Below are 23,723 nucleotides of genomic sequence, written 5' to 3' on the forward strand. Positions count from 1 at the left end.
TATTTTGACCTATAATATACATTATGTAAAATACAAAATAAGAATATACGCTACCGTTAATAATGCTTTGCTCAAATCCTGTAGCTTATAAGTTTTTAGCCTATAACCTTATCTGGTTCCCTATAGCTCACTTCCCAAAGTCCCTTTGGAATAATTATCAAAGAAATCCTTCCGGAATATTTCCCCAAGCGGAATTTCAAACTCACCAATATAAATGGTATGATTATCAAAAGAATCAATATGATCCATATTTACAATATACGATTTACTAACGCGGATCATTTTTTTGGTGGCAATCTTCAGATGCACCGTTTTTAAATTCATCGCCGTAATCAGCTTTTGTTTATTTGTATGGATAAAAATATAATCCTTAAGTCCTTCAATAAACCGTATTTCCTGGAAAGGAACCTTATAATAACGCCGGTCCGATTTAATCAGCAAAAAATCGGTTGTATTGCCCGCAATGGTATTTTTTACAGTTTCTGCCGACAGTAGTTTTTTGTATGCAACCGCTTTATTCACCGCTTTTTCCAACCGTTCTTTTTCCAAAGGTTTCAGCAAATAATCAATCGCATCCAGTTCATAGCTTTTTAAGGCATATTGCGGATAGGCCGTTGTAAATATTATTAAGGTTTCTTTGGGTAACTGTGCGGCAAATTCCAATCCGGTTACCTGTGGCAGGTGTATGTCCAGAAATATCAGGTCAACCGGGTTGTGCTTCATAAAATCCAATGCCGTTAACGCATTCGAAAACGATCCGATAACCTGAATGGAACCAATATCGCTAACTATGGACAGCACACCTTCTCTTGCCAGCGGTTCATCATCTACTATAATGCAATTCATATTGGAATCGTTAAATTTAAAATATATTCCTCTGCTGTTACCGCAATATCCAGACTGTAGTTATTCCGGTACAGTAATTCCAGTCGCCGTTGTATATTCGCAAACCCCAATCCGCTGCTCTTTGGCTCCGGTATATAAGGGCTGTTCTTCTTCGAATTGACACACTTGAAGTGTATTTTTTTATTTTCGGCGGTTATACTGATATTAATATAGGAATCCCCGCCGGTAATATCAATACTGTGTTTAACCGCATTTTCAACAAAGGTTGTAAACAAATTCGGAGGCAGGTAAATATGCTGCATATCCTGTTCCGCTACAGCAATATTAAATTGAAAATTATCCCTTCTTATTTTTTCAAGATTCAGAAAATTGGACAAAAAACGGACTTCTGAAGCTAACGAAGTCTGTTCCTCATTGTTTTCATAAAGCTGGTAGCGTAAAAATTCCGATAGCTTAAAAATAACCACCGAAGCCTTTTCCGGATCATTTTTAATCAGCACATTCACATTATTAAGCATGTTGAATAAAAAATGAGGATTTATCTGGTTCTTTAACTCATTCAGTTCCATATTTAAGGTGATATTCCGGAGGTCAGCCATTCTCTCGGTGTCCAGAATCCAGCGTTGGAGCAGCTTGATCGTGGTCGATATTAAAATTACCGAACAAACGATAAAAGTCCATCTAAAGGTTTCCGCATTAATCAGCAACATCTTATAATCACCCGCCACATGATACCTGTTTAGAAAGACATTTAAGATATAGCCCATCAGTCGCAATCCCAATATCACCATGATCAGGAGCAGTATTATATAAGCCAGATAATTCGCCCGGAAGAAAAACCGCGGGAGCAACAGGTACATATTGATATAAAACATTCCGATTAGAACCGCATAAATAAAAACCATGCCGGTGTACCGGTATTCATCAAGCCGGTCGTTGGTATAAAAAAAGACCAGGAAGAACCCTGCCAGGAATATAAAATGCCTTAAAAGCCGGTAACGGTCATCAACCAGCAAATTGATGAGCTGCCTGTTTTTAAAATTACCCGAAATACTGTTGATCATACTCGCTTACCATAATTTACTGCCACAAAAATAGCCCTTATCTGTGTTGACAGCCGTTAAATTATACAAAACATCCTTTTTATTATACTAAATCGAGATTTGGTATAATAAGTAACGGTGTTCGTATAAAAACCCGGATTGCCATAGTCCTTAGAATTTTCTTTGCGGAAAGTTTTTGAGATCATCCGGTTTCAAAGCATTATTAATCTAACGTAAACAATGGGAATCCTAAAGAAAAGAGTGCTGGTTATTACCGTTTTAATGCTGTCAAAAGTAAGTTATTCGCAAACAAAGGACAGTATTCCGAAAAAAGTTGTGGCCTATGTGGCCGATAAGTTTCCGGCAACCCGTGCTTTCAATATAGAATACAGCCAGCTTACCCCCTATGATTATACCTCAAACCTGTCCGGTACAGCATTGCCCGAAGCAACGGTAAAAAACCTGAACCAGACCAAAATAGATGGTAACATCAATTTTATTACGAAAAACAGATGGATCCTGGGTGCCGCATTCAATTACAGGTATAGCGCCGCTTCCACAGAAACCGACACTCCTTCCAGTTTGGTGAGCAGTCAGCATGACTTCCATTACCATTCTACCACTCTTAACTTTACGCATATTTCAAGACTTTGGAACAAAACAGTCATTTATTCAAGCGGACTAACCGTGGACGGAAGCGACAAACATTTTGAAAGAGTTAAAGGAATGCTCACCGGAATCGTGATCCTCAAAGCAAATGCGCAGACAAAAATAAGTGCGGGCTTATCGCTGATGATCGATCCCAATTCGCAATTTCCGGTTATACCGTCTTTCTCGTACGAGCATAAATTTTCAAACGGTTGGATGGCAGACGTTTTCCTGCCGCAGAAAGTCTATTTAAGAAAACTCCTTTTTAACGATGGAAGACTTTCTTTCGGAAGTGAATTGGCCGTAACCTCTTTTTACCTGTACAACTTTAACAACAGTCCCCAAAAACATGTCTTTCAACAGCTTGAAATCAATTCCGGTGCGATGTACGAACACTATTTCGGCAGCACATTTGTCGGCACACTGAAAACCGGCTTAAAAACCATTCCAACCAGCAGGATATTCGAAAAGAACGAATCTCCGAACGATTATATTTTTAAAGCAAATCCACAATCCTCTTTTTATGTCAGTATCGGACTGTCCTTTAATCCGTTTCATAAAATAAAAAAAGGAAGAAATTAACAGCATACCTATTTTAAGCAAAATGATTAAGGTTTTTAAAACTACAGTACACCATCAAAACGATGCCAAAGCAATAGTCGCTTCCCTTTTAACCAGATATCCGGGCTACCGGATCAATTTTGATCTGCAGGACTGCGATCGTATTCTAAGAATTGAAGGCAGCCCGTTTGCCGCAACGGAAATAACCGTTTTTTTGAAGTGTCTGGGATATTTGTGCGTTGAACTGCATTAAATCTGTATGGATTTCGTTTGCAGTCTGGTTTTGTTATTCCAGTAAAAAACAGCCAGGATTACAATACCCAATACCCCTTCAAAGGCCAGTGTTCTTTCCAGACCGATTTTTTCGGCCATAAACCCGATCAGCAAACTTCCGATGGGCAATATTCCCTGGAATGCCATGATATAATAACTGATCGCCCTGCCCCGCATTTCCGGTAAAGCGTGCGTCTGAATATAGGTATTGATCGAAGAAGTCTGGATCATCAGTCCCAAAGCCGCCATGATCGTAAAAAAGATGGCTACCGATAATTTAGATGAAAATGCCAGCGACAACAGCCCGATCGAAAGGATCATCGTAGCCACCAGTATCGTATTGGCCAGCGCCTTACCCGGTTTTATAGTCGTCATATATAAAGCGCCGGCCAGCGCTCCTATCCCACCCGCACTCTCAAACCAGCTGAACGTTACCGCATTGCCATGAAAAAGATCCCTGGCGATAACCGGCAATAAGGTTGTAAACGGTATTAAAAGCAAACTGGAACTGGTTAGCAGCAATATTAAGGACAACAGATCCGGTGATGTTTTCAGGTAAGTATAGCCGTCTTTCAGTTCGGTCCAGGTATCGGCTTTTCGTTTGGGCAGCGGTCTTTTATCCAGCTGCATCGCCATTAAACAGCCCAAAACAACAATAAAACTTATAAAATTGATAAAAAAACAGGCAAATTCACCAATAGTACTCAGGATAAAACCGGCAAAGGCAGGTCCCAGTAACCGGGCGATATTAAAGGCCGATGAATTCAAGGCTATGGCATTGGGCAAATCGTCTTTATCCGGAACAATCTCCGCCATCATTGCCTGACGCGCCGTAGTGTCAAATGAGGTAATGATTCCCTGGGCAAGGCTCAGTACACAAATGATAACAATATTATAAAACTGAAACCAAACCAGTATTGCCAGTACCAAAGCCTGCAGCATTAACAGGAACTGGGTCACCTTCACAATACTGTAACGGTTATGTCTGTCAGCAAAACTTCCGGCATAAGGCGAAAGGAATAAAGACGGTATCAGGCTCAAAAAGGTTACAAAACCCAGTAAAGTAGCCGAATCCGTTAACCGGTAAACCAGCCAGCTGATCGCTACACGCTGCATCCATGTCCCGATAAGGGAAATGATCTGACCGCTGATATGTAATCTGAAATTACGAAATCGAAAAGCTCTTAAATAGGTCATCTTCTTCCGGCATTATTTGTTGTATTCAGATAGTCTTTTAAGTAACACTAAGGATTCTGCTATCGTGGCTCTTTCCGCTTCATCAAAAAGGGAGTCAATAGCTTCTACAAGCCATTGATTGCGCTGTTCCCATATTTCATCCAGGATTTTATTTCCCTTTGGAGTCAGCGAAAGGGCTGTTTTTCGTTTATCGTCTTTATCAATTGTTTTTACAAGACAGCCATCGGCGTGCAGCCTTTGGATAACCTGCGAAATGGCCTGCGCAGAAACGCGTTCCAATTGGGCTAATTCAGAGGGCAATAAAGAACCGTGTTCATGCAGTAGCCCCATCGTTAAAAGATCTACGTGGGAATAAGCTGTATTCGAGCTTTGTTGTCGGAGATTGCGAACCAGGCGGGTTGAAACGGTTCTCAGATCGGAAGCCATTTCAATAAGGGGTGTTTCCATAAGTAGTAAAGAAAATTTATCAATTTACTTTGTAAAGTTACTTTACTATTTTTATACGGGCAACTTTATGGCTATACTTTAACTTTTCTGCAACACTTCAACTTTCAATAATAAAAGTGCTCTTTAACCCAACAAACAGCATTTTAATCGTAAATACCCCTTTAAAATCAAACATTTCACAATTATTCTGTCAAAAAATTGTATTTTTACCTATCCAACTAAATTAATCTCTAAAACTCTAAATGAATGAAAAAACAGCTACTCTTTGTTGCGATTGCATTTTGTGCGTTCGCTTCATCTTATGGGCAAAGTTCATTATGGACTAAAGTTAGTCAGGAAAAAATCAGGATGTACGAGAAAATGGAACGCAGTTCTCAGCCTCAGAAATTCGAATTGTTTTCCCTTGATCTGGCCGCTTTAAAATCAAAACTGCAAACGGCTCCCTCCAGACAAAATTTTAATGGATTATCCAATGTTATTGTTGCCTTCCCGAATCCGGATGGAAAACTCGAAAACTATCGCGTTTACGAATCACCGGTAATGGATCCTGCATTGGCTGCCAAATATCCGGACATTAAATCCTATATCGGTAAAGGAATTGACGATCCTACCGCTACGATTAATTTCAGTGTTACGATTTTTGGTCTGCATACCATGACGTTGTCCGGAAAAACAGGAACCTCATATATTGATACCTATACCAAAGACCTGAATAATTACATTGTTTATCCGAGAGAAGGACTGGTAACCAACCGTTCTTTCAGCTGTATGGTTCAGGACGATCACGAACAGGTTTCCGGTAAAATACTACAGGATGCTTCCCTTGCCCTTGCCAGCGACGGAAACTACCGTGTGTATCGTCTGGCTATGGCGTGTACCATTGAATATGCGGCCTATCATGTGAATGCAGCAGGCGTTAGCAGCGGCACACTGGCTCAGAAAAAAGCAGCCGTTTTGGCCGCAATGAACGTTACGATGACCCGTGTAAACGGTTTGTATGAAAGAGATATGTCGCTGCACATGAACCTGGTTGCGAATAACGACCTTATTATTTTTATTGACAGTGACAATTTTTCCAATGACAATGCCAATACTTTAATCAATGAGAGCCAGACAGTTATTGATGCCAATATCGGACTGGCCAACTACGATATCGGGCATACGGTAAGTACCGGTGGCGGTGGTCTGGCGCAGTTAAATTCGCCATGTACAACCAGCAAAGCCAGAGGAATTACCGGTTCACCGGCTCCTGTTGGCGATCCGTACGATATTGACTATGTAGCACACGAAATGGGACACCAGTTCGGGGCAACCCACACTTTTAACAACTCTTGCGGCGGAAACAGATCGGCCGGAACAGCTGTTGAGCCGGGCAGCGGAAATACTATTATGGGATATGCCGGAATCTGTCCGCCGGATGTTCAGAGCAATTCTGATGCACACTTTCACGCCGTGAGTCTTGCGCAAATGCAGACTTTTGTTAACGGAACAGGAAGCTGTGCGGTAACAACCAGCAACGGAAATGCTGCTCCGGTAGTAAATGCCGGTGCCGATTTTACGATTCCATACGGAACGGCGTTTATACTTAAAGGAAGTGCAACCGATACTGCCGGTGAAGCTTTAACCTACTGCTGGGAACAAACCGACACGCAAATATCGACACAGCCGCCGGTAGCAACCGCAACATCAGGACCAAACTTCAGATCCTTACCGCCTGCTACTTCTCCCAACCGTTATATGCCAAACTTCCAGAGCGTTTTGGCCGGCAACCTGATCCCTACCTGGGAAGTGGTGCCAAGTGCTGCCAGAACAATGAATTTTGCCTTAACCGTTAGAGATAATAAAACACCAAACGGAGGACAAACCGGACGTGATAATACCGTGATCACTTTTGCAAACACCGGACCTTTCCGAATCACATCGCCAAATGTTGAAAATGTTTCCTGGACTCAGGGAACATCGCAAACCATTACCTGGGATGTTGCCGGAACAACCGCAAACGGAATCAATACTGCTAACGTGAACATCCTGTTATCAACCGATAACGGGGCTACTTTTACAACATTGGTGGCCAACACTCCAAATGACGGTTCGGAAGCAATTACCGTTCCCAATGTAGCCGCTCCATACTGTAGAATCATGGTAGAAGCTGTAGGAAATATATTTTATGCCGTGTCAAAAAGCGTTGCTATCGGCTATACAATTTCAAACACCTGCCAGACGTTCAGCAACAATACCGTTGTGAACATTCCGGACGGACCAAATCCTAATACTGCGACACCGGGACCAACATTAACGTCTACAATCAATGTTCCTGTTACACAAACCATTACCGATGTGAATGTAAACGTAAATGTGACCCACACCTGGATCAGGGATTTGGTTTCGAAAGTGAAACACCCGGACGGAACAGAAGTTATCTTAGGAAACAGAATCTGTAACGATCAGGATGGTTATAACATTACTTTCAACGACGGTTCTCCGAACATCGTTTGTACAGCACCAATCACCAGCGGTACCTATGCTCCTAATCAGCCTTTGGCAGCTTTAAACACTAAAGCAACCAACGGAAACTGGCAGTTATTGATTAACGACTATTTCCAGGGCGACACAGGAACGTTAAACTCCTGGTCGGTTGAAGTTTGTTTCCAGACAGCAACCTTAGGAACAGAAAGTTTCGGTTTACAGGATTTTGCGATCTATCCAAACCCGAATAACGGAAACTTCAATGTACAGTTCCGATCTGCTTCAAGCAATGAGGTCAGAGTAAACGTACACGATATCAGAGGAAGGGAAATTTTCAGTAAAGCCTATCAGAACACCGGCTTGTTCGATCAGCATTTACAGTTAAAAAACACCCAGTCCGGTATTTATTTAGTGACCGTTCAGGATGGCGACAGAAAAGAAGTCAGAAAGATTATCATCAACTAATAAAAAAGAAAAAGTCCCGGAAATCCGGGACTTTTTTATTTAATCTACTTTTACCTCAAAAAGCGCCAGCGAAATAGCCGAATAGTGTTTGGGCAAAGCAGCCGTTTCTGTAGGTGTTGTATTTCCTAAATAATGAAAACCACATTTGCAGTAATACTGGATTAATTCGTCATTATCGCCCCAGGTATCCATGCGCACATAGTCCATACCTAATGTTTTAGCGTGTTCTTTTGCCCAGGCTAAAATTTGCACCACAAAATTATTCCCTTTAAAATCCGGATGAGTCACAATCCGATGCAGGTAAACCGCCGGTATCGCATTTGCTTCGCCCCAGATAAAAGGATCTTCATAGGTTGTGGCAAAAACGCAGGCTGTTTTTCCGTCAATCAAAATCTTCCATTGCCTGTTTTCCCGGATCTCTGTCTGTACCATTTCCTTATCAAAATCCTGCCAGTGTTTGTTAAACTTCGTTTTCTGATAGGCTACAGCGGCAGCATAAAATTCAAAAATTGCTGTCAGATCGTTTAGGGTACTATTTTCTATGGTCATGTGCTTCTATATTATTTAAGGGAATTCATAATGGTAATTGCCTGCAGCATTTCGGGAAGCTTAAAGCGGAAAGCCGGTCCGGAAACACCTAAAACAGCCACTACTCTATTGTTACTGTAATACGGAATGGCGGCACAGTTCAAATCCGGTTCAAACTGTTCCAGGTCTAAAGCATAGCCGTTTTGCTGTATTTCGGCTATCTCTTTTTTCAGACTTTCGCGGTCTGCTTCTTCCATATTTTTCATTAACGTAGCCTGTAAATGTTCGGAATGCGCCATAAATACTTTCCCGATGGCTGTGCGCAGCATACCGTAATCTTTATTGAGCTCCAGCGATATTTTAACGGAACGGTCCGGTTCCGAAATAAGCTCATGCCGGAAATACGTGCCCATCTGTACAGACAAATAAGACGTTTCATTCGTCAGTGCGGTGATTTGTTCCAAAATGGGACGCAACTGGCTTTTTAACAGGGAAACCGAAGCCGAAGGCGGATAAATGCATTGCAGCTTGGTCGTCACCCGGTAACGGGGCGTTAATTCGTCCTGTTCCACATAGCCCAGATCTTTCAGGGTGTTCAGAAAATTATGAACCGTTGTATTCTGTAAGTTCAACGCATTGGCAATATCATTGAGGCGAACCAGGTTTCCGTTTTGCGTGATATACTCCAGTATATCAAAAGCTCTTTTTACCGATTGTATCATAAAATTCAATAATGATGAATAAAATAGTTTTTCAAAAGAAAATCCATTTATAATATTCAAAATTAGTAGAATTTTGCAAACTAAACAAGCGTTTTTATTATATGCAAAAAGGACTTATCGCTCTGGCAATCGGAGCTTTTACTATTGGAATGACCGAATTTGTAATGATGGGAATCCTTCCCGATCTGGCAAGTTCCCTGAAAGTGAGCATTCCCCAGGCCGGTCATTTCATATCGGCTTATGCACTCGGAGTAGTTGTGGGTGCCCCATTATTAACCATATTATTACAGAATAAACCACCCAAAACAGCTTTAATCGCATTAGCGGTCTGGATCACGGTTTTCAACAGTCTATCGGCTTTGGCAAACGATTATACCTCATTGCTGGTGTTGCGCTTTTTATCCGGTTTACCGCACGGAACCTTTTTTGGTATTGGTGCTGTTGTTGCCGGAAAACTGGCCAAAGAAGGAAAAACGGCACAGGCTATTGCCATTATGTTCTCCGGACTTACGATCGCCAATGTGATTGGTGTTCCGCTGGGAACCTATATCGGGCATTACATCAACTGGCGCATTACCTTCTGTATCGTAGGCGTTATCGGTTTACTGACCATATTGAGCGTTATGTACTGGATGCCTGAATTTGAAGCCACCGAAAAATCGAGCTTTAAAAAAGATCTGGCTATCTTTAAGCGACTGGATTTATGGCTGGTATTGTTAATTGCCATCATCGGTACAGGCGGATTTTTCAGCTGGTACAGTTATATCGCCCCTTTGTTTACGGAAGTTTCCAAATTCGATGCCGGAACGGTTACCTATTTAATGGTAATTGCCGGATTGGGCATGACCTTCGGTAATTTCCTGGGCGGAAAACTATCCGATACTTATTCTCCCCTTTTTGCCTCAATCGGGTTATTAGTAGGCATGTGCCTGGTTTTAATGTTACTGACCTTTGTAGCCGACAATAAGATAACGGTAACCATTATGACATTTGTTATTGGTGCGGTGGCTTTTGCGATCGTTGCCCCGGTTCAGATCATGATGATGCAGTCGGCAAAAGGAGCCGAAATATTAGGCTCTTCCATCAGTCCGGCTGCGATGAATGCCGGAAATGCCTTAGGAGCTTATCTGGCCGGAATACCGTTAACGATGGGCTATGATTATACATCACCGGACTGGGTTGGATTCGGATTGGCTTTTGTAGGTATTCTGATTGCAATAGCTTTATTTTACCATAGAAAACAAAAAGAAAATACGCTGATCGCGTGTAAAGCATAAATTATATATCAAATGGAACAATTAAAAGGAAAAACAGCTTTAATTACCGGAGCCGGAAAAGGTTTGGGTAAAGCCGTTGCGCTGGCATTAGCCGCAGAAGGTGTTCATCTTGCCTTACTATCAAGAACGGAAAAAGATCTGGTTGACGTTGCTGCTGCTGTAAAAAGCATCGACAGCAGCCTGAATGTGGCTTACGCAACTGCCGATATCTCCGATTTCAACTCGGTAACGGCCGCTATCACAAAACTAAAAGAACAGCTGGGTGTTATTGATATCCTGATCAACAATGCCGGTATCGGTAAATTTGCAAAATTCATGGATTTTGAAATCAGCGAGTGGGAAAACATTATCAAAGTAAACCTTTTAGGGGCTTATTATGTTATCCATGCCGTTTTACCGGAAATGCTGGAACGTCAGTCCGGCGATATTGTAAATGTTTCTTCAAGTGCCGGTGTAAGAGCTTCGGCTCTGACAAGTGCCTACAGTGCTTCAAAATTCGGTTTGATCGGTTTGTCGGAATCCTTAATGCAGGAAGTCCGTAAATCGAATATCCGGGTGTTTACGATGAATCCGAGTACGATTGCTACCGATTTATCCGTTAGCCTGAATTTAACCGATGGTAATCCGGAAAGTGTATTACAGCCGGAAGATTTTGCCGAATTATTAGTAGCACATCTGAAACTAAACCGCAGAGCATTTGTAAAAGATGTAGGCCTTTGGTCCACCAATCCATAAGCACCTACAATACGGTATCTTATAAAATCCTATAAATCAGATTATAGGATTTTTTTGTGTCAAATTGTGGCAATCGCTATTTTTGAAATTCATTATCGTTTACCTTTACAGGACTTTTCAAATAACAAAAATTCAAAAATGCATTTCCTATTATTTAGTGTACTCTGTAGCGTTTCTGTTGGCATTTTATTCAAAATAGCCAAACGGTATTCCGTTTCTTTTCAGCAGGTAATCAACTGGAATTATGTTATTGCCATTACGTTGTGTTACCTGTTTTACCAACCTGATATCAGCGCTGTAAATGCAAATGCGCCATGGCCGGTTTATACTATTCTCGCTATCCTGCTGCCTACCATATTTCTGGTTCTCGCAACCTCAGTGCGCCATATTGGTATTGTTAAAACCGATATTGCCCAGCGTTTTTCTCTTTTTATTCCGATCCTGATCGCCTATTTTGTTTTTAAGGAAGCCATAAGCCCGTTAAAATTCTGCGGACTGTTTATCGGTTTTACCGCCATATTCCTGACGTTATACAAAAAGGAAAGCCAGCAGGACAAGCAAAATAACTGGCTGTACCCGGCAATTGTTTTACTCGGATTTGGTACGATTGATGTTTTTTTCAAACAAATCGCTTCCTATAAAGAGATTCCGTATACAACTTCTTTATTTGTTGTTTTTTGCGGTGCTTTAGTCGTTTCTACGGCCATAACACTGTATAAAACAGTCATTAAAAAGGAACGGTTAAACCGTTTGAGCCTGCTGTTTGGCGTACTTTTAGGACTGCTTAACTTCGGGAATATCCTGTTTTATCTGAAAGCACACAAAGCCTTAGCCGATAACCCTTCAACCGTGTTTGCCACGATGAACTTTGGTGTGATCCTTTTGGGCAGCCTTGTCGGCATTATCGTCTTTAAGGAAAAAATCAGCCGCACCAATTATATCGGAATCATTTTGGCACTAATTGCCATTATTGTGATTACTTTTTCACAGTTGTATACTTTTTAAGTGAATTTTCTGTTTTGAAATTGTTTTAATTTTAGTATTTTTAGGAATTAAATCCCTGTTATGAAAAACCCAATTGCAGAGCGCATAGCCGATTTTTTAAAGCATTATCCTCCTTTTATCAGCCTTTCCTATCAGGAACTGGTGGATATTTCACAAACTATCAGTGTGATCTATTTAGAAAAGAATCAGGTATTGTTTAAAGTTGGCGACGCGACCCACCAAAATTTTTATGTGGTGGCAAACGGTGCGATTGGTCTTTCGGTAATTTCCGATGCCGAGGAATTCCTGATTGATAAATGTGATGAGGGCGATATTTTGGGACTGCGTCCGTTTTTTGCCAAAAACAATTACCTGATGACGGCAAAAGCCCGTGAAGAGAGTATTATTTATGCGATTCCGATTGCCGTATTTCAGCCGTATGTGGCTAAAAATGCCAACGTTTTAAGCTTCCTGCTGGAAAGTTTCGCTTCCAATACCCGGAATCCTTATGACAAAGACCACCGCGGGAAATTGATCTCGGAGAATATTATTTTTGACGAACAAAGTGCTGCGGATATCCAGTATTTCCAGCCGGTTAAATATACTAAGAACCCCATTACAGCCAGTTCCAGCGATATTATCAAACACATTGCACAAACAATGTCCAACAGCAGGATTGGCAGTGTTATTATTCACGATAACCAGTTACCCATCGGGATCATCACCGATAAGGACCTGCGCTCCAAAATTGCAACCGGGGCTTTCCCTATCGACACGGCAGCCGATAAGATCATGTCTTCTCCGGTAATTACCGTTCCGGAAAACATTTCAATTGCCGAAGCACAAATGATGATGCTCAAACACAATGTCGGGCATTTGTGTGTAACCAGGGACGGAACCGAGAAAAGTGCTGTTTCCGGAATTATAACGGAACACGATATCGTAGCGGCACAAGCCAGTAATCCGGGAATCCTTTTAAAATTAACCCGTCGTGCCACACGCTCCAAAGAGCTGAAAACGATACGAGAAAAACTGACCGACCTGATTCAGAATTCTATCGATAAAAATATCCCGATTTCGCACATCACCAATGTGGCGGCAGAAATCAATATTGCCATTACCAAAAGAGCCATCGATCTGGCTATTGAAAAAATGGAAACACCGCCTCCTACCCGATTTGCCTGGTTTAACTTGGGCAGCCAGGGCCGAAAAGAACAATTGCTGTTAACGGATATCGACAACATTCTGGTATTTGAAGATGTTGAGGCAGAACGTTATGACGACGTAAAACAGTACTTTATGCAGCTGGCAGACAAGGTAATCGAAACACTTGAAAAAGTGGGTTACACACCTTGTCCGCAGGAGTTAATGGCTAATAATGAACTATGGTGTAAATCATTGACAGACTGGATAAAACAATACAATACCTGGATTAACACTCCAGGTGAAAAAGGAATTAATCTGAGTACTATTTTCTTTGATTATGATCTGATTTACGGGGATATTTCTTTCGAAAATTCCCTGACAGAAAGCATTTTCAACAGTACCGATAACAACCAGCTGTTCTATGCTTTCTTAGGAACAAATGCCATAAAAAAACCGGCACCATTAGGCTTTTTCCGCCAGTTCCTGTTAGAGCAGGATGAAGAACACAAAGATGCTTTCGATATTAAGAACCGTGCCATCATGCCATTGGTTGATGCCGCCCGTGTGCTGTGCATCAGCAGAAACATCAAAGGCATTACCAATACCTACCAGCGTTTTAAAAAACTGGCCGATTTAGAGCCGCAAAATGCCGATTTGTATCTGGAATGTGCCGAAGCTTTTAACACCCTGATCTGGTTCAGAACCGAAGAAGGCCTGCAGAATAGTTCCAACGGCAGTTACATTAACCTGCAGGAACTATCGAAAGTAGATAAAGTGAAGCTGAAAAATTGTTTTCAGCCGATAAATGACATACAGGATTTAATTAAAAATCGTTTTCAACTGACCTATTTTACATAGATTATGGTATTAGATTGGCTTACAGGTAAAGATATTCCCCAATTCTGGAAACAATACGCAGCTCATTTTGACAAAGAAGAACAAAACGGGACAAAGCGCTATGTTGTTTTCGATACAGAAACCACCGGACTGGACTGGAAGGATGATGTAATCCTTTCCATTGGTGCTATTGCTGTAATTGATAACGAAATTAAAGTTGGTGATTTTTTTGAAGTTTACCTGAAACAAGAGGTTTTCAATCCCGAAAACGCCATTCTTACCGGTATTTTAAAAGAAGGCAAAGAAGAGAAAATCATTGAAGCGGAAGCTATTATCCGTTTTCTGGATTTTATTAAAGACGCTACTTTAATCGGCCACAACATTAACTTTGATGTGGAAATGATCAATCAGGCATTAAAGCGCCTGAATCTGGGAAAACTAAAAAATATGATACTGGATGTGGATGTCATGTATCAGAAATTTAAAAACCTGCCGGAAGACAAACACCAGAGCCTGGATGAATTGTGTGATATATTTAAAATCAAAAAGAGCGACCGTCATACTGCTTCGGGCGATGCCTATATTATTGCTTTACTGTTTTTAAAGCTAAAGAAAAAGCTGAAATTATAGCGCAGGATTTTATTTAAAAGATAAAACCTTGTTATATCAATCTTTCAAGTTTAAGATATATATCCATATGTTACCTGCCATTTTAATCAACTAATTGCTAAAAATAATGATTCAAACTGTTGTCGAAATACTTATAGATAATTCTGGAAGTATGGGTTATATGAAAGGTGCTGGCTTAGAACACAAGAACCGATACTTAATTGATGGTGTAACAAGGATGTCATTAGTTAAGAAAATCTTATTAGAACAAATTATACCAACTTTAAAATATGCTGATCAAATTATCATAAGGACTTTCCGGCACGAGACCCGAAAGATAAACAACCAAGTAGTAACTGAAGCAACAACTCCACTTATCTACAATGATATTTTTGATGAACAGAGAATAACAAAAAAAGTATCATCATTAGTGGATCCTCCCTCTGGAGGAACACCAATAACTGCCGCTATTGAAATCGCTATAAAAGACTTAAAAAAATATTCAGTAAATGATCGAAAAATCATTTTATTGACTGACGGTGAAGAAAATGGTGATGGCAATTATATTGAAGCCGCAAAAAAAGCTAAACTAATAAACGGAGTAGAATGCAAAATATTTATAATTGGTCTTGCTCATAACGAATCGTCGAAAATTAAAGCTAAAGAAATTGCAACTGGTGGTTACTTTAATATAGCATCTAAAAATTTCTCGAGCGACGAAGTTTTAAAAATCTTAGAACCTTTAAAAGTTGCAGTTTTAGAAAATACGATTCAAAATTTTAAAATAACGCAAAACGAATCAAATATAGAAAGAGCTAAAGAACTTTTATCATCAGGAATCGATTCTACTACCTTAACGATTGATGAAGATTACAGTGAAGCGATACGTTTAAAAAGCGAAACATATCTTTACTCTAAACTTTGTGAAATTTATGAGAAAGAAAATGTGAATTGGTTAAATCAAAATGGAGAAAGTAATCAATCGTATGATTTTGAAGTTTTAAATCCTAACGGAACGGTTCAACTTTATATTGAATGTAAAGGAACTGCTTACAACAAATCGACATTCTATTTAACAGCGAAGGAGTGGCATTTCTTTTTGTCACAAAAAGAGAATTACCAAGTTTATAGAATATTGAATATTGAAAATGAGCCGAGTATTTATCTTATTGAAAATTTATTTGAGTCAATATTTAATGGAAAAGTAGTTCCATATCTACTTGCTCCCGAAATTTTAAAAGAAGAAAGAGTATTTTTAACTTTAAAGTAAATCGGTTTCAAAAACCTGGCATTAATAGCTTCTGTAAAAAATATTCATATTATAAATGTTTAATTCTATAATGAATTTACAGTTGATGAAGTAAAATACTTGTATTGCGTAATACCTTTTTATAATGACGGAAGTTTGAGAGATTTTTTAAAATCACAAACGAAGTTGATCGATTTGAAAACCTCAATAAAGTTGATGCTTGACCTAACAAAAGGAATTGAAAAACACATAAAAAGGTTATCCATCGAGATTTAAATCCTGAAAACATTTTAATAAAGGAAATAGTGATTTATGTATTTGTGATTTTGGTTTGGTCAAGCTAATAGATGCCAAAACCAGAACTAAAATCTTTCAAAGGTTCAGGAATATTCCATATATGGCTCCAGAATGCGAGATGTTTGATTCAAATCCAAAGTCGATAAAAACTTCAATTCGCATAAGAAAGTACAAGTAACGTTATTCCTTATACATTAAAACCTCACTTACTCAAAACTGTTCTATTGATAAACAAAAAACCACTTTCAAATTGAAAGTGGTTTTTTGTTATATAGAAATGAATAAACTACAATTTCTCGTTTTTGATTTCCTCTACAATTTCCGGATTTAATAATGTGGAGATATCCCCAAAATTAGAAAAATCACCTTCGGCTATTTTACGCAGGATTCTACGCATGATCTTTCCGGAACGTGTTTTCGGTAATCCCGATACGAATTGTATCTTATCCAGTTTTGCAATCGGTCCGATATGACTCGCCACATGCTCGTTGATCTCCTTACGCAAATTGTCGCGGTCACGGTATTCCCCGATCTCTTTAAGGATAATAAATCCGTAAAGCGCATTTCCTTTAATATCGTGCGGGAAGCCAACAATAGCCGATTCTGCTACCGCCGGATGTTCGTTGATTGCATCTTCAATTGGCGCTGTTCCTAAGTTATGTCCGGAAACAATCACCACATCATCTACCCTTCCGGTAATTCTGTAATAGCCTACTTCGTCCCGTAAAGCGCCATCGCCGGTAAAATATTTACCCGGGAAAGCCGAAAAGTAGGTATCCTTATAACGCTGGTGATCGCCCCAGATGGTTCTGGCAATGGACGGCCACGGAAACTTGACACACAAACTTCCCACAACCTGGTTTCCTTCAATCTCGTTGCGCTTTTCGTCCATTAAAACCGGCTGGATTCCCGGTAACGGCAACGTGGCATACGTTGGTTTTGTTGGTGTTACAAAAGGTACCGGTGAAATCATGATTCCTCCGGTTTCTGTTTGCCACCAGGTATCTACAATAGGGCATTTTTTCTTGCCCACATGGTCGTTATACCAGTGCCATGCCTCTTCGTTAATAGGCTCACCTACCGAACCGATAACCTTTAAGCTGGATAAATCATGTTTATCAACCCATTCAGTACTTTCTTTGGCTAACGAACGGATCGCTGTTGGCGCCGTATAGAACTGGGTAACCTTATGTTTGTCGATAACATCCCAGAAACGTCCGAAATCCGGATAAGACGGAACCCCTTCAAAAATAACTGTTGTCGCCCCGTTTAATAACGGTCCGTATAAAATATAGGAGTGTCCGGTAATCCAGCCGATATCGGCCGTACACCAGTAAATATCGTTTTCTTCATAATTGAAGATATTTTTAAACGTATAGGCTGTATATACCATATAACCGGCAGTCGTGTGCAGCATTCCTTTCGGTTTCCCGGTAGAGCCGGAAGTATATAAAATAAACAACGGATCTTCCGCATCCATTATTTCCGCTACGTTGTTCGGAATCGCTTCGTCTAAAAGCGGCTGTAACCACAGGTCACGGCCTTCTTTCATTGTAACAGTTGTATTGGTTCTTTTCGCAACCAATACTTTGGTTACCGAAGGGCATTTTTCCAGGGCTTCATCTACAATTACTTTTAAGTCGATTGTTTTGTTTCCTCTGAAAGCACCATCGGAGGTGATAACCATTTTACATTCGCAGTCGATAATACGGGAAGCGATGGCAGAGGCTGAAAATCCGGCAAATACCACCGAATGTATCGCTCCGATTCTGGCGCAGGCTAAAACGGCAACGGCAAGTTCCGGGATCATCGGCAGGTAAATACAAACCCTGTCCCCTTTTTTAATGCCTTGTTCCCGTAAAACGTTAGCCATTTTGGCCACACGGTCGTACAACTCGTTATAGGTAATGTGTTCTGCTGCTTCTTTCGGATCGTTCGGTTCAAAAATAATCGCGGTTTTATTCCCTCTTTTTGCCAGGTGGCGGTCAATACAGTTTTTTGTGATATTGACTTTTCCATTCACAAACCATTTAATATCGGCTTCCGCCATATCAAATTCCATTACTTTATCCCACAACTGGTACCAGGTAAAATTCTCTTCTGCTACTTTTCCCCAAAATTTACGCGGTTCACGAATAGACTTTTTATAGTGTTTAAAATATTCTTCGAGATTGTTTATTTTATAATAACTCATGACTAATTTGTTTATTCTTTTGCATCTTTTTTAAATATTCCTATTCCGTAGTTTTTAAAAGCGTCGGTCACTTCTCCGATAATGGCTTCATCATCAATTGTAGACGGAACCTGATATTGTTCTCCGTCAACAATACTGCGCAACAATTTTCTGAGGATTTTACCGGAACGCGTTTTGGGCAGTCGCTGGACCACGACTACATTTCGCAGGGAGGCTACCGCACCAATCTGCTCCCTTACCAGCTGTACTATTTCATATTCCAGCTGAAAGTGCTCAATATCATGTCCAGATTTTACCACCGCCATCGCTAACGGAACCTGCCCTTTTAAGGCATCGTTAATCCCGATTACCGCACATTCTGCTACTGAATCGTGTGCTGCTACAATTTCTTCCATTTCTGCGGTAGAAAGCCGGTGTCCGGCAACATTGATAACATCGTCAACACGCCCTGTTATGTAAATATAATCATCTTTGTCTTTATACCCGCCGTCGCCGGAAAAATAATAGCCCGGGAAACGGTTTAAATATCCGGCTTTAAAGCGCACTTCGTCTTCCCATAAACCCAGCATCATTCCCGGTGGCAAAGGTAGTTTTATTACCACATATCCTTCCTCATTTGCACCCAATTCTTTGCCGTTTTCATCAAAAATCCGGATATCATAACCCGAAACGGCTTTTCCGGCAGAACCGGGCCTGATCGGCAGGTATTCCACTCCCATCATATTGGCTATCATCGGCCAGCCGGACTCCGTTTGCCACCAGTGGTCAATTGTTGGAATCGGAATATGTTTCCGGTACCATTCCAGTGTGGCAACATCGCAGCGTTCTCCTGCCAGAAACTGGATACGCAAGCTGCTCAGATCGTATTTTTTTATAAATAATCCGTCCGGATCTTCTTTTTTAATCGCCCGGATCGCAGTGGGTGCCGTAAACATAACACTTACTTTATGTTCGGCTATTACACGCCAGAAGGTGCTGGCATCCGGAGTTTTGATTGGTTTCCCTTCAAAAATAACGGTTGTATTACGGTTTAGCAGCGGACCATACAGGATATAACTGTGTCCTACCGCCCAGCCCATATCGGAAGCTGCCCAGAAAACTTCGCCTTCATTAACGTTATAAATATAGCGCATTGAAAATTTAAGTACCGTAGCATAACCACCTGTATCCCTGACAATTCCTTTTGGTTTTCCGGTTGTTCCGGACGTATACAAAACATACAGCGGATGGCTGGACTCTAACGGTACACAAGGTACTTCTTCCGATCTGGCAACCAGATCGGCATAATCCACATCATACGTCTGGAACGGAATCCTGGCGCCCAACTTCCTGTTAAAAATAACTACTTTTTCCGGCTTGTGGTTTGCCATTTCAATAGCTTCATCCACTAAAGGTTTATAGGCAATCAGCCGGTCAATTTCAATTCCTGATGAAGCCGTGATGATCGCTTTGGGTTTGGAATCGTCTATCCGGATAGCCAGCTCATGCGGGGCAAATCCGCCGAAAACCACCGAATGCGTAACCCCGATACGGGCACAGGCAAGCATGGCAAAAGCTACCTGCGGGATCATGGGCATATAAATCACCGCCGTATCGCCTTTGGTCAACCCTAACGAAACCAATCCGCCGGCTAACTTCGCTACTTCGGTTTTCACTTCATTAAACGTATATTTCCTGACATTTTGCGTTACCGGCGAGTCATAAATAAAAGCAACCTGCTCGCCGTGACCGTCCTGAATATGCTTGTCTATCGCAAGATAGCAGATATTCAGCTCGCCATCGGCAAACCAGCGCGCATAACCGTTTTCATCTTTGGAAAGTATCGCCTGCGGTTTGGAATACCATTCCAAAACATCGGCCTGCTCTTTCCAGAAATCTTCCGGAGCATTAATACTCCTGTTGTAACATTCCTTGTAGTTCATAGTCAGTTTGTTTTTAACTGGTGAGCAGCTCGTTAGCCTGTTCCACCAGTTTCTTAATCGAAAATGGTTTGGTCATATACAGATCGGCTCCCAGGGAAAGCCCTTTTTCTATATCCTTTTCTTTATTTTTAGCCGACAGGAAAATCACTTTGCAGTGCTGCAGGCGTTCGTCTTTTTTAATCTGCTCTAAAGTGGCAAATCCGTCTACCATCGGCATCATCACATCCAGGATAATGATGTCCGGCTGCTGGATCTTTAAAATATCCAATGCTTCCTGTCCGTCACGGGCAATGAATACTTCATAATTATTTTTCTTAAACGTATATTCTAATGACATAACGATATTGGGTTCGTCATCTACAATTAAAATTTTCTTCATATTATTCCTTTTCCGTTGTATTATACCTTGGCAGCGTAAAATGAAACACGGTTCCGTCTTCCCTGTTCTCTGCCCATATTTTGCCTTTATGGTGTTCAATAATCTGTTTGCAGATCGCTAATCCTAATCCGCTTCCCATCGGTTTTTTGATATTCTGGTTGGTGGACTGGTAAAATTTGTCAAAAATAGCATCCAGATCTTCAGGGTTGATTCCCTTACCGTTATCTTTTATACTGGTTTGCACACTGTTTTCCGTTACGCTTAAAGTTATCGAAATGTACCCGTTCTTTTCCGGACAGAACTTCACGGCATTCGAAATCAGGTTGTTGACCACCTGGATAATGCGTTCTTCCTCATAAAAAGCTTCCACTTCTTCTTTATCTTCAAACACTATGGTTATCGTCTTGTTGCGTATCAGTTGTTCTAACGGTTCCAAAGCCTTATCTATTGTACTGTTCAGGCTGTTTTTTGTAGCGTGGATCCGCTGTTTTCCGGTTTCAAATTTTTCCAGATCCAGTATCTTGTTAATCAAACGATTTAACCGATCGGATTCCGAGATAATATTCTTTAAAAACTGTTTGCGCAATTCTTCCGGAATATCATCATCGTGAAATAATATCTCGCTGGAGGCTTTTATTGCTGTAATCGGCGTACGCAGTTCGTGCGTAACGGTATCCAGGAACTCATCTTTCTGCAAGTCCTTTTCGATCAGCTGTTCATTGGCCTGCTGCAACTGGGCGGTAATCTGTTTTAACTCGTTAGATGTTTCGGTAAGCTTTTTATTGATAATGATGTTTTCTTTGGATTCTTCCAGAATGTGCAGCACTTCCTGAAGGGATATTTTTTCTTCTTTAACCACACTGGAAATCAGGATCCTTGCCGATGCCGTTCCGATGTGTCCGGTTAGCAGGTTTTCCGCAAATTTAACCAGCCTTGCATCGGCCAGTTTCTGGTTTTTATCCACATTGTATTTAAGGTTAAAAATATTCAATGCTCTTTTGGTGCGTTCTTCTCCTAAAAAGCGTTTTAAAACTTTTTCAATATCACTGGTATAGGCTGTTCCTTTCCATATAAAAGCATTTTCATGCATCGTAATATATTTGTCGATATCGATAAACATCTCGGCATAATTGCGTTCGCGGTAGTTTCCTTTAAAACTGACGGAAACGGCAAGATAAATAATTGTATTAAAGAACAAACTCCAGAACAGCGCATGCGGAATGGGCGTCAGATAATCCAGTCCAAACAACTGAAAGGGCTTTAAAAGGGAAATACCCAAAAATCCTTCGGTAATAAAGCTGTTATCGATATTCGTAATCCCGATGGAATACGGAATTAAAAGCGTGTACACACACACTAAAAATCCGGCAATCATTCCGGAAACAGCCCCTAACAGGGAACCTCTCCGCCACATCAATGCTCCGAAAAAGGCCGGAGCCAGCTGTGCCATCACAACAAACGAAACCAGTCCGATGGAAAACAAATTGTAATCCAGTACGTAAAAACGGTAAACCAGATACGAAACGATAATCAGTAAAAAAATACAAACCTTACGGATGTTTACGATACGCTTGCTATTCTCGTCCTGAACTTCACTCTGTAAGGTTCCCAAAAAGCCATACGGAATGAGCAGGTTGTTGCTCAGCATGATCGACAATCCGATTGAAGCCACGACTATCATCGAGATCGAAGCTGAAAATCCGCCTAAAAATACCAACACTGTGATAACGGAATTATCAAAAAACTGCGGAATCAATAACGAATAGGTATCGGCATTTACGCTGTTTCCCGAAAACAGGATATTCCCGCCCCATGCAATGGGATATACAAAAACATTAAAAAGCAGCAAATACAGCGGAAACAGCCAGATGGCCGTTTTGATATGGCTTTCCCTGTTGTTTTCAACCACTGCCATCTGGAACTGACGCGGCAGCAGAAAAATGGCAAAAAGGGACAGTAAACACAGAAAAAACCAGTTTAAGGCCTGCGGAATACCGCCAATAGTGTTTTTTTCTTTAAATCCGGGCAACAGGCTTGCCTGTGCATAAATATCATCAAAACCGTCAAAAACAAAAAAGGTTACATATACACCAACCAGGATAAAAAAGAACAGTTTTAAAACCGATTCCATTGCAACGGCGGTGACAATTCCTTTTCTTTTTTCGGAGGCATCCACATAACGGGTACCGTAATAAGAGGCAAAAAGGGCTAAAGCGATAGCCACGTAGGTTGTGGTATCATTAAAAACATTGGAACTCAGTGATGTTTTGGTTACTATCGTAAAGGTTTCGGCTATGGCTTTTAGCTGTAACGAAATATATGGCAAAATGCCAACCACACTGATAAAGGTAACCAGCGCTCCTAAAAAACGGCTGTTCCCGTAACGCAGGGAAATAAAATCGGCAATACTGGAAATCTTGTTAACTCTTGAAATCCGGATGATCTTTCGCAGGATCAGGATCCATGCCGGAATGATAATCACCGGTCCCAGGTACACCGTAAGGTAACTCAGTCCCGATTTGGCCGCCACGCCAATACTTCCGTAATAGGTCCACGCCGAGCAATATACCGCCAGCGAAAACGTATATACATAAGGGTTATTGGTCCACTTGCTATGGGCTTTTTTCTCTGCCCAATGGGCCACAAAAAACAATATGGCCAGATAGAGCAATAAAATGATCAGCAATCCTAAACTATTCATAATACCGCTTAATCACTAATAATGAAACCAATACTGAAAACACCCATAAGGAAAAAAAGTAAAAATAGATAATCGGAATTCCTCCAATCGCTTCGGCTTTATCGAAAAGTAAAACCAAAGGCAGGTTAAAAGCTAATAAAAGCAATAAGGATAAAACGATTAACTTCTGTTCGTGGCGATTTTTCATTTTAATATAC

20 protein-coding genes are annotated in these 23,723 nt (G+C 40.8%); 9 read left to right on the forward strand and 11 right to left on the reverse strand.

The features are described from left to right. Positions 1–120: 120 nt before the first annotated feature. Together HW120_RS12610 and HW120_RS12615 are read right to left on the reverse strand one after the other, a co-directional pair. Positions 121–846, reverse strand: coding sequence for a LytR/AlgR family response regulator transcription factor (locus tag HW120_RS12610; RefSeq protein WP_177734448.1), 726 nt, complete (start codon positions 844–846; stop codon positions 121–123). Further along, on the reverse strand, positions 843–1,910 hold the full coding sequence (locus tag HW120_RS12615; protein ID WP_177734449.1) for a sensor histidine kinase: 1,068 nt from the start codon (positions 1,908–1,910) through the stop codon (positions 843–845). Before HW120_RS12615 ends, HW120_RS12610 begins: the two co-directional genes overlap by 4 nt. A 219-nt stretch (positions 1,911–2,129) precedes the next feature. On the opposite strand from HW120_RS12615, the gene HW120_RS12620 reads away from it, so the two are divergent. Beyond that, positions 2,130–3,119, forward strand: coding sequence for a hypothetical protein (locus tag HW120_RS12620; protein WP_177734450.1), 990 nt, complete (start codon positions 2,130–2,132; stop codon positions 3,117–3,119). 22 nt (positions 3,120–3,141) lie between these two features. Beyond that, entirely contained in the window at positions 3,142–3,351 is a 210-nt protein-coding gene (locus tag HW120_RS12625) for a hypothetical protein (protein ID WP_177734451.1), read from the forward strand. On the opposite strand, the gene HW120_RS12630 is transcribed toward HW120_RS12625, so the two are convergent. Both HW120_RS12630 and HW120_RS12635 read right to left on the reverse strand, forming a co-directional pair. Then, positions 3,348–4,568 (reverse strand): MFS transporter, encoded by a 1,221-nt coding sequence (locus HW120_RS12630; protein WP_177734452.1) that lies wholly within the window; start codon positions 4,566–4,568, stop codon positions 3,348–3,350. The genes HW120_RS12625 and HW120_RS12630 overlap by 4 nt on opposite strands. A gap of 12 nt (positions 4,569–4,580) precedes the next feature. Beyond that, positions 4,581–5,015, reverse strand: a complete 435-nt coding sequence (locus HW120_RS12635) for a MarR family winged helix-turn-helix transcriptional regulator (protein ID WP_177734453.1) — start codon at positions 5,013–5,015, stop codon at positions 4,581–4,583. 246 nt (positions 5,016–5,261) lie between these two features. Here HW120_RS12635 and HW120_RS12640 point away from each other — a divergent pair, with 246 nt between their 5' ends. Then, the gene (locus HW120_RS12640; protein ID WP_177734454.1) at positions 5,262–7,946 is read left to right on the forward strand and encodes a reprolysin-like metallopeptidase; all 2,685 of its coding nucleotides are present in this window, start codon (positions 5,262–5,264) and stop codon (positions 7,944–7,946) included. A gap of 39 nt (positions 7,947–7,985) precedes the next feature. Here HW120_RS12640 and HW120_RS12645 read toward each other — a convergent pair whose 3' ends face one another. Further along, positions 7,986–8,495: a GNAT family N-acetyltransferase gene (locus HW120_RS12645; protein WP_177734455.1), complete on the reverse strand. Its 510-nt coding sequence runs from the start codon at positions 8,493–8,495 to the stop codon at positions 7,986–7,988. An 11-nt stretch (positions 8,496–8,506) separates the two neighbouring features. Beyond that, positions 8,507–9,196 (reverse strand): IclR family transcriptional regulator, encoded by a 690-nt coding sequence (locus HW120_RS12650; RefSeq protein WP_177734456.1) that lies wholly within the window; start codon positions 9,194–9,196, stop codon positions 8,507–8,509. A 101-nt stretch (positions 9,197–9,297) separates the two neighbouring features. Between HW120_RS12650 and HW120_RS12655 the strand changes: the two genes are divergently transcribed. The 6 genes from HW120_RS12655 to HW120_RS12680 all read left to right on the forward strand — a co-directional run bounded on the left by HW120_RS12655 (position 9,298) and on the right by HW120_RS12680 (position 16,054). Continuing rightward, the gene (locus tag HW120_RS12655) at positions 9,298–10,473 is read left to right on the forward strand and encodes an MFS transporter (RefSeq protein WP_177734457.1); all 1,176 of its coding nucleotides are present in this window, start codon (positions 9,298–9,300) and stop codon (positions 10,471–10,473) included. Between the two features lie 12 nt (positions 10,474–10,485). Beyond that, positions 10,486–11,208 (forward strand): 3-ketoacyl-ACP reductase, encoded by a 723-nt coding sequence (locus tag HW120_RS12660; RefSeq protein WP_177734458.1) that lies wholly within the window; start codon positions 10,486–10,488, stop codon positions 11,206–11,208. Between the two features lie 138 nt (positions 11,209–11,346). After that, positions 11,347–12,213, forward strand: a complete 867-nt coding sequence (locus tag HW120_RS12665; protein ID WP_177734459.1) for an EamA family transporter — start codon at positions 11,347–11,349, stop codon at positions 12,211–12,213. A gap of 60 nt (positions 12,214–12,273) precedes the next feature. Beyond that, on the forward strand, positions 12,274–14,196 hold the full coding sequence (locus tag HW120_RS12670; RefSeq protein ID WP_177734460.1) for a DUF294 nucleotidyltransferase-like domain-containing protein: 1,923 nt from the start codon (positions 12,274–12,276) through the stop codon (positions 14,194–14,196). A 3-nt stretch (positions 14,197–14,199) separates the two neighbouring features. Continuing rightward, positions 14,200–14,805, forward strand: coding sequence for a 3'-5' exonuclease (locus tag HW120_RS12675; RefSeq protein WP_177734461.1), 606 nt, complete (start codon positions 14,200–14,202; stop codon positions 14,803–14,805). Positions 14,806–14,911: 106 nt separating this feature from the next. Then, on the forward strand, positions 14,912–16,054 hold the full coding sequence (locus HW120_RS12680; RefSeq protein WP_177734462.1) for a protein NO VEIN domain-containing protein: 1,143 nt from the start codon (positions 14,912–14,914) through the stop codon (positions 16,052–16,054). 562 nt (positions 16,055–16,616) lie between these two features. Here HW120_RS12680 and acs read toward each other — a convergent pair. The 5 genes from acs to HW120_RS12705 are packed head-to-tail and all read right to left on the reverse strand — an operon-like array spanning position 16,617 to position 23,713. Then, complete coding sequence (gene acs, locus HW120_RS12685) at positions 16,617–18,524, reverse strand: acetate--CoA ligase (RefSeq protein WP_177734463.1); 1,908 nt, start codon at positions 18,522–18,524, stop codon at positions 16,617–16,619. 11 nt (positions 18,525–18,535) lie between these two features. After that, positions 18,536–20,446: an acetate--CoA ligase gene (locus HW120_RS12690; protein WP_177734464.1), complete on the reverse strand. Its 1,911-nt coding sequence runs from the start codon at positions 20,444–20,446 to the stop codon at positions 18,536–18,538. Between the two features lie 13 nt (positions 20,447–20,459). Then, the gene (locus HW120_RS12695) at positions 20,460–20,825 is read right to left on the reverse strand and encodes a response regulator transcription factor (protein WP_177734465.1); all 366 of its coding nucleotides are present in this window, start codon (positions 20,823–20,825) and stop codon (positions 20,460–20,462) included. 1 nt (position 20,826) lies between these two features. After that, positions 20,827–23,526 (reverse strand): ATP-binding protein, encoded by a 2,700-nt coding sequence (locus tag HW120_RS12700; RefSeq protein WP_177734466.1) that lies wholly within the window; start codon positions 23,524–23,526, stop codon positions 20,827–20,829. Then, positions 23,519–23,713: a hypothetical protein gene (locus tag HW120_RS12705; protein WP_177734467.1), complete on the reverse strand. Its 195-nt coding sequence runs from the start codon at positions 23,711–23,713 to the stop codon at positions 23,519–23,521. The genes HW120_RS12700 and HW120_RS12705 overlap by 8 nt, the downstream gene beginning before the upstream one ends. Between the last annotated feature and the right edge of the window lie 10 nt (positions 23,714–23,723).

The organism is Flavobacterium inviolabile, from assembly GCF_013389455.1.
Lineage (GTDB): Bacteria > Bacteroidota > Bacteroidia > Flavobacteriales > Flavobacteriaceae > Flavobacterium > Flavobacterium inviolabile.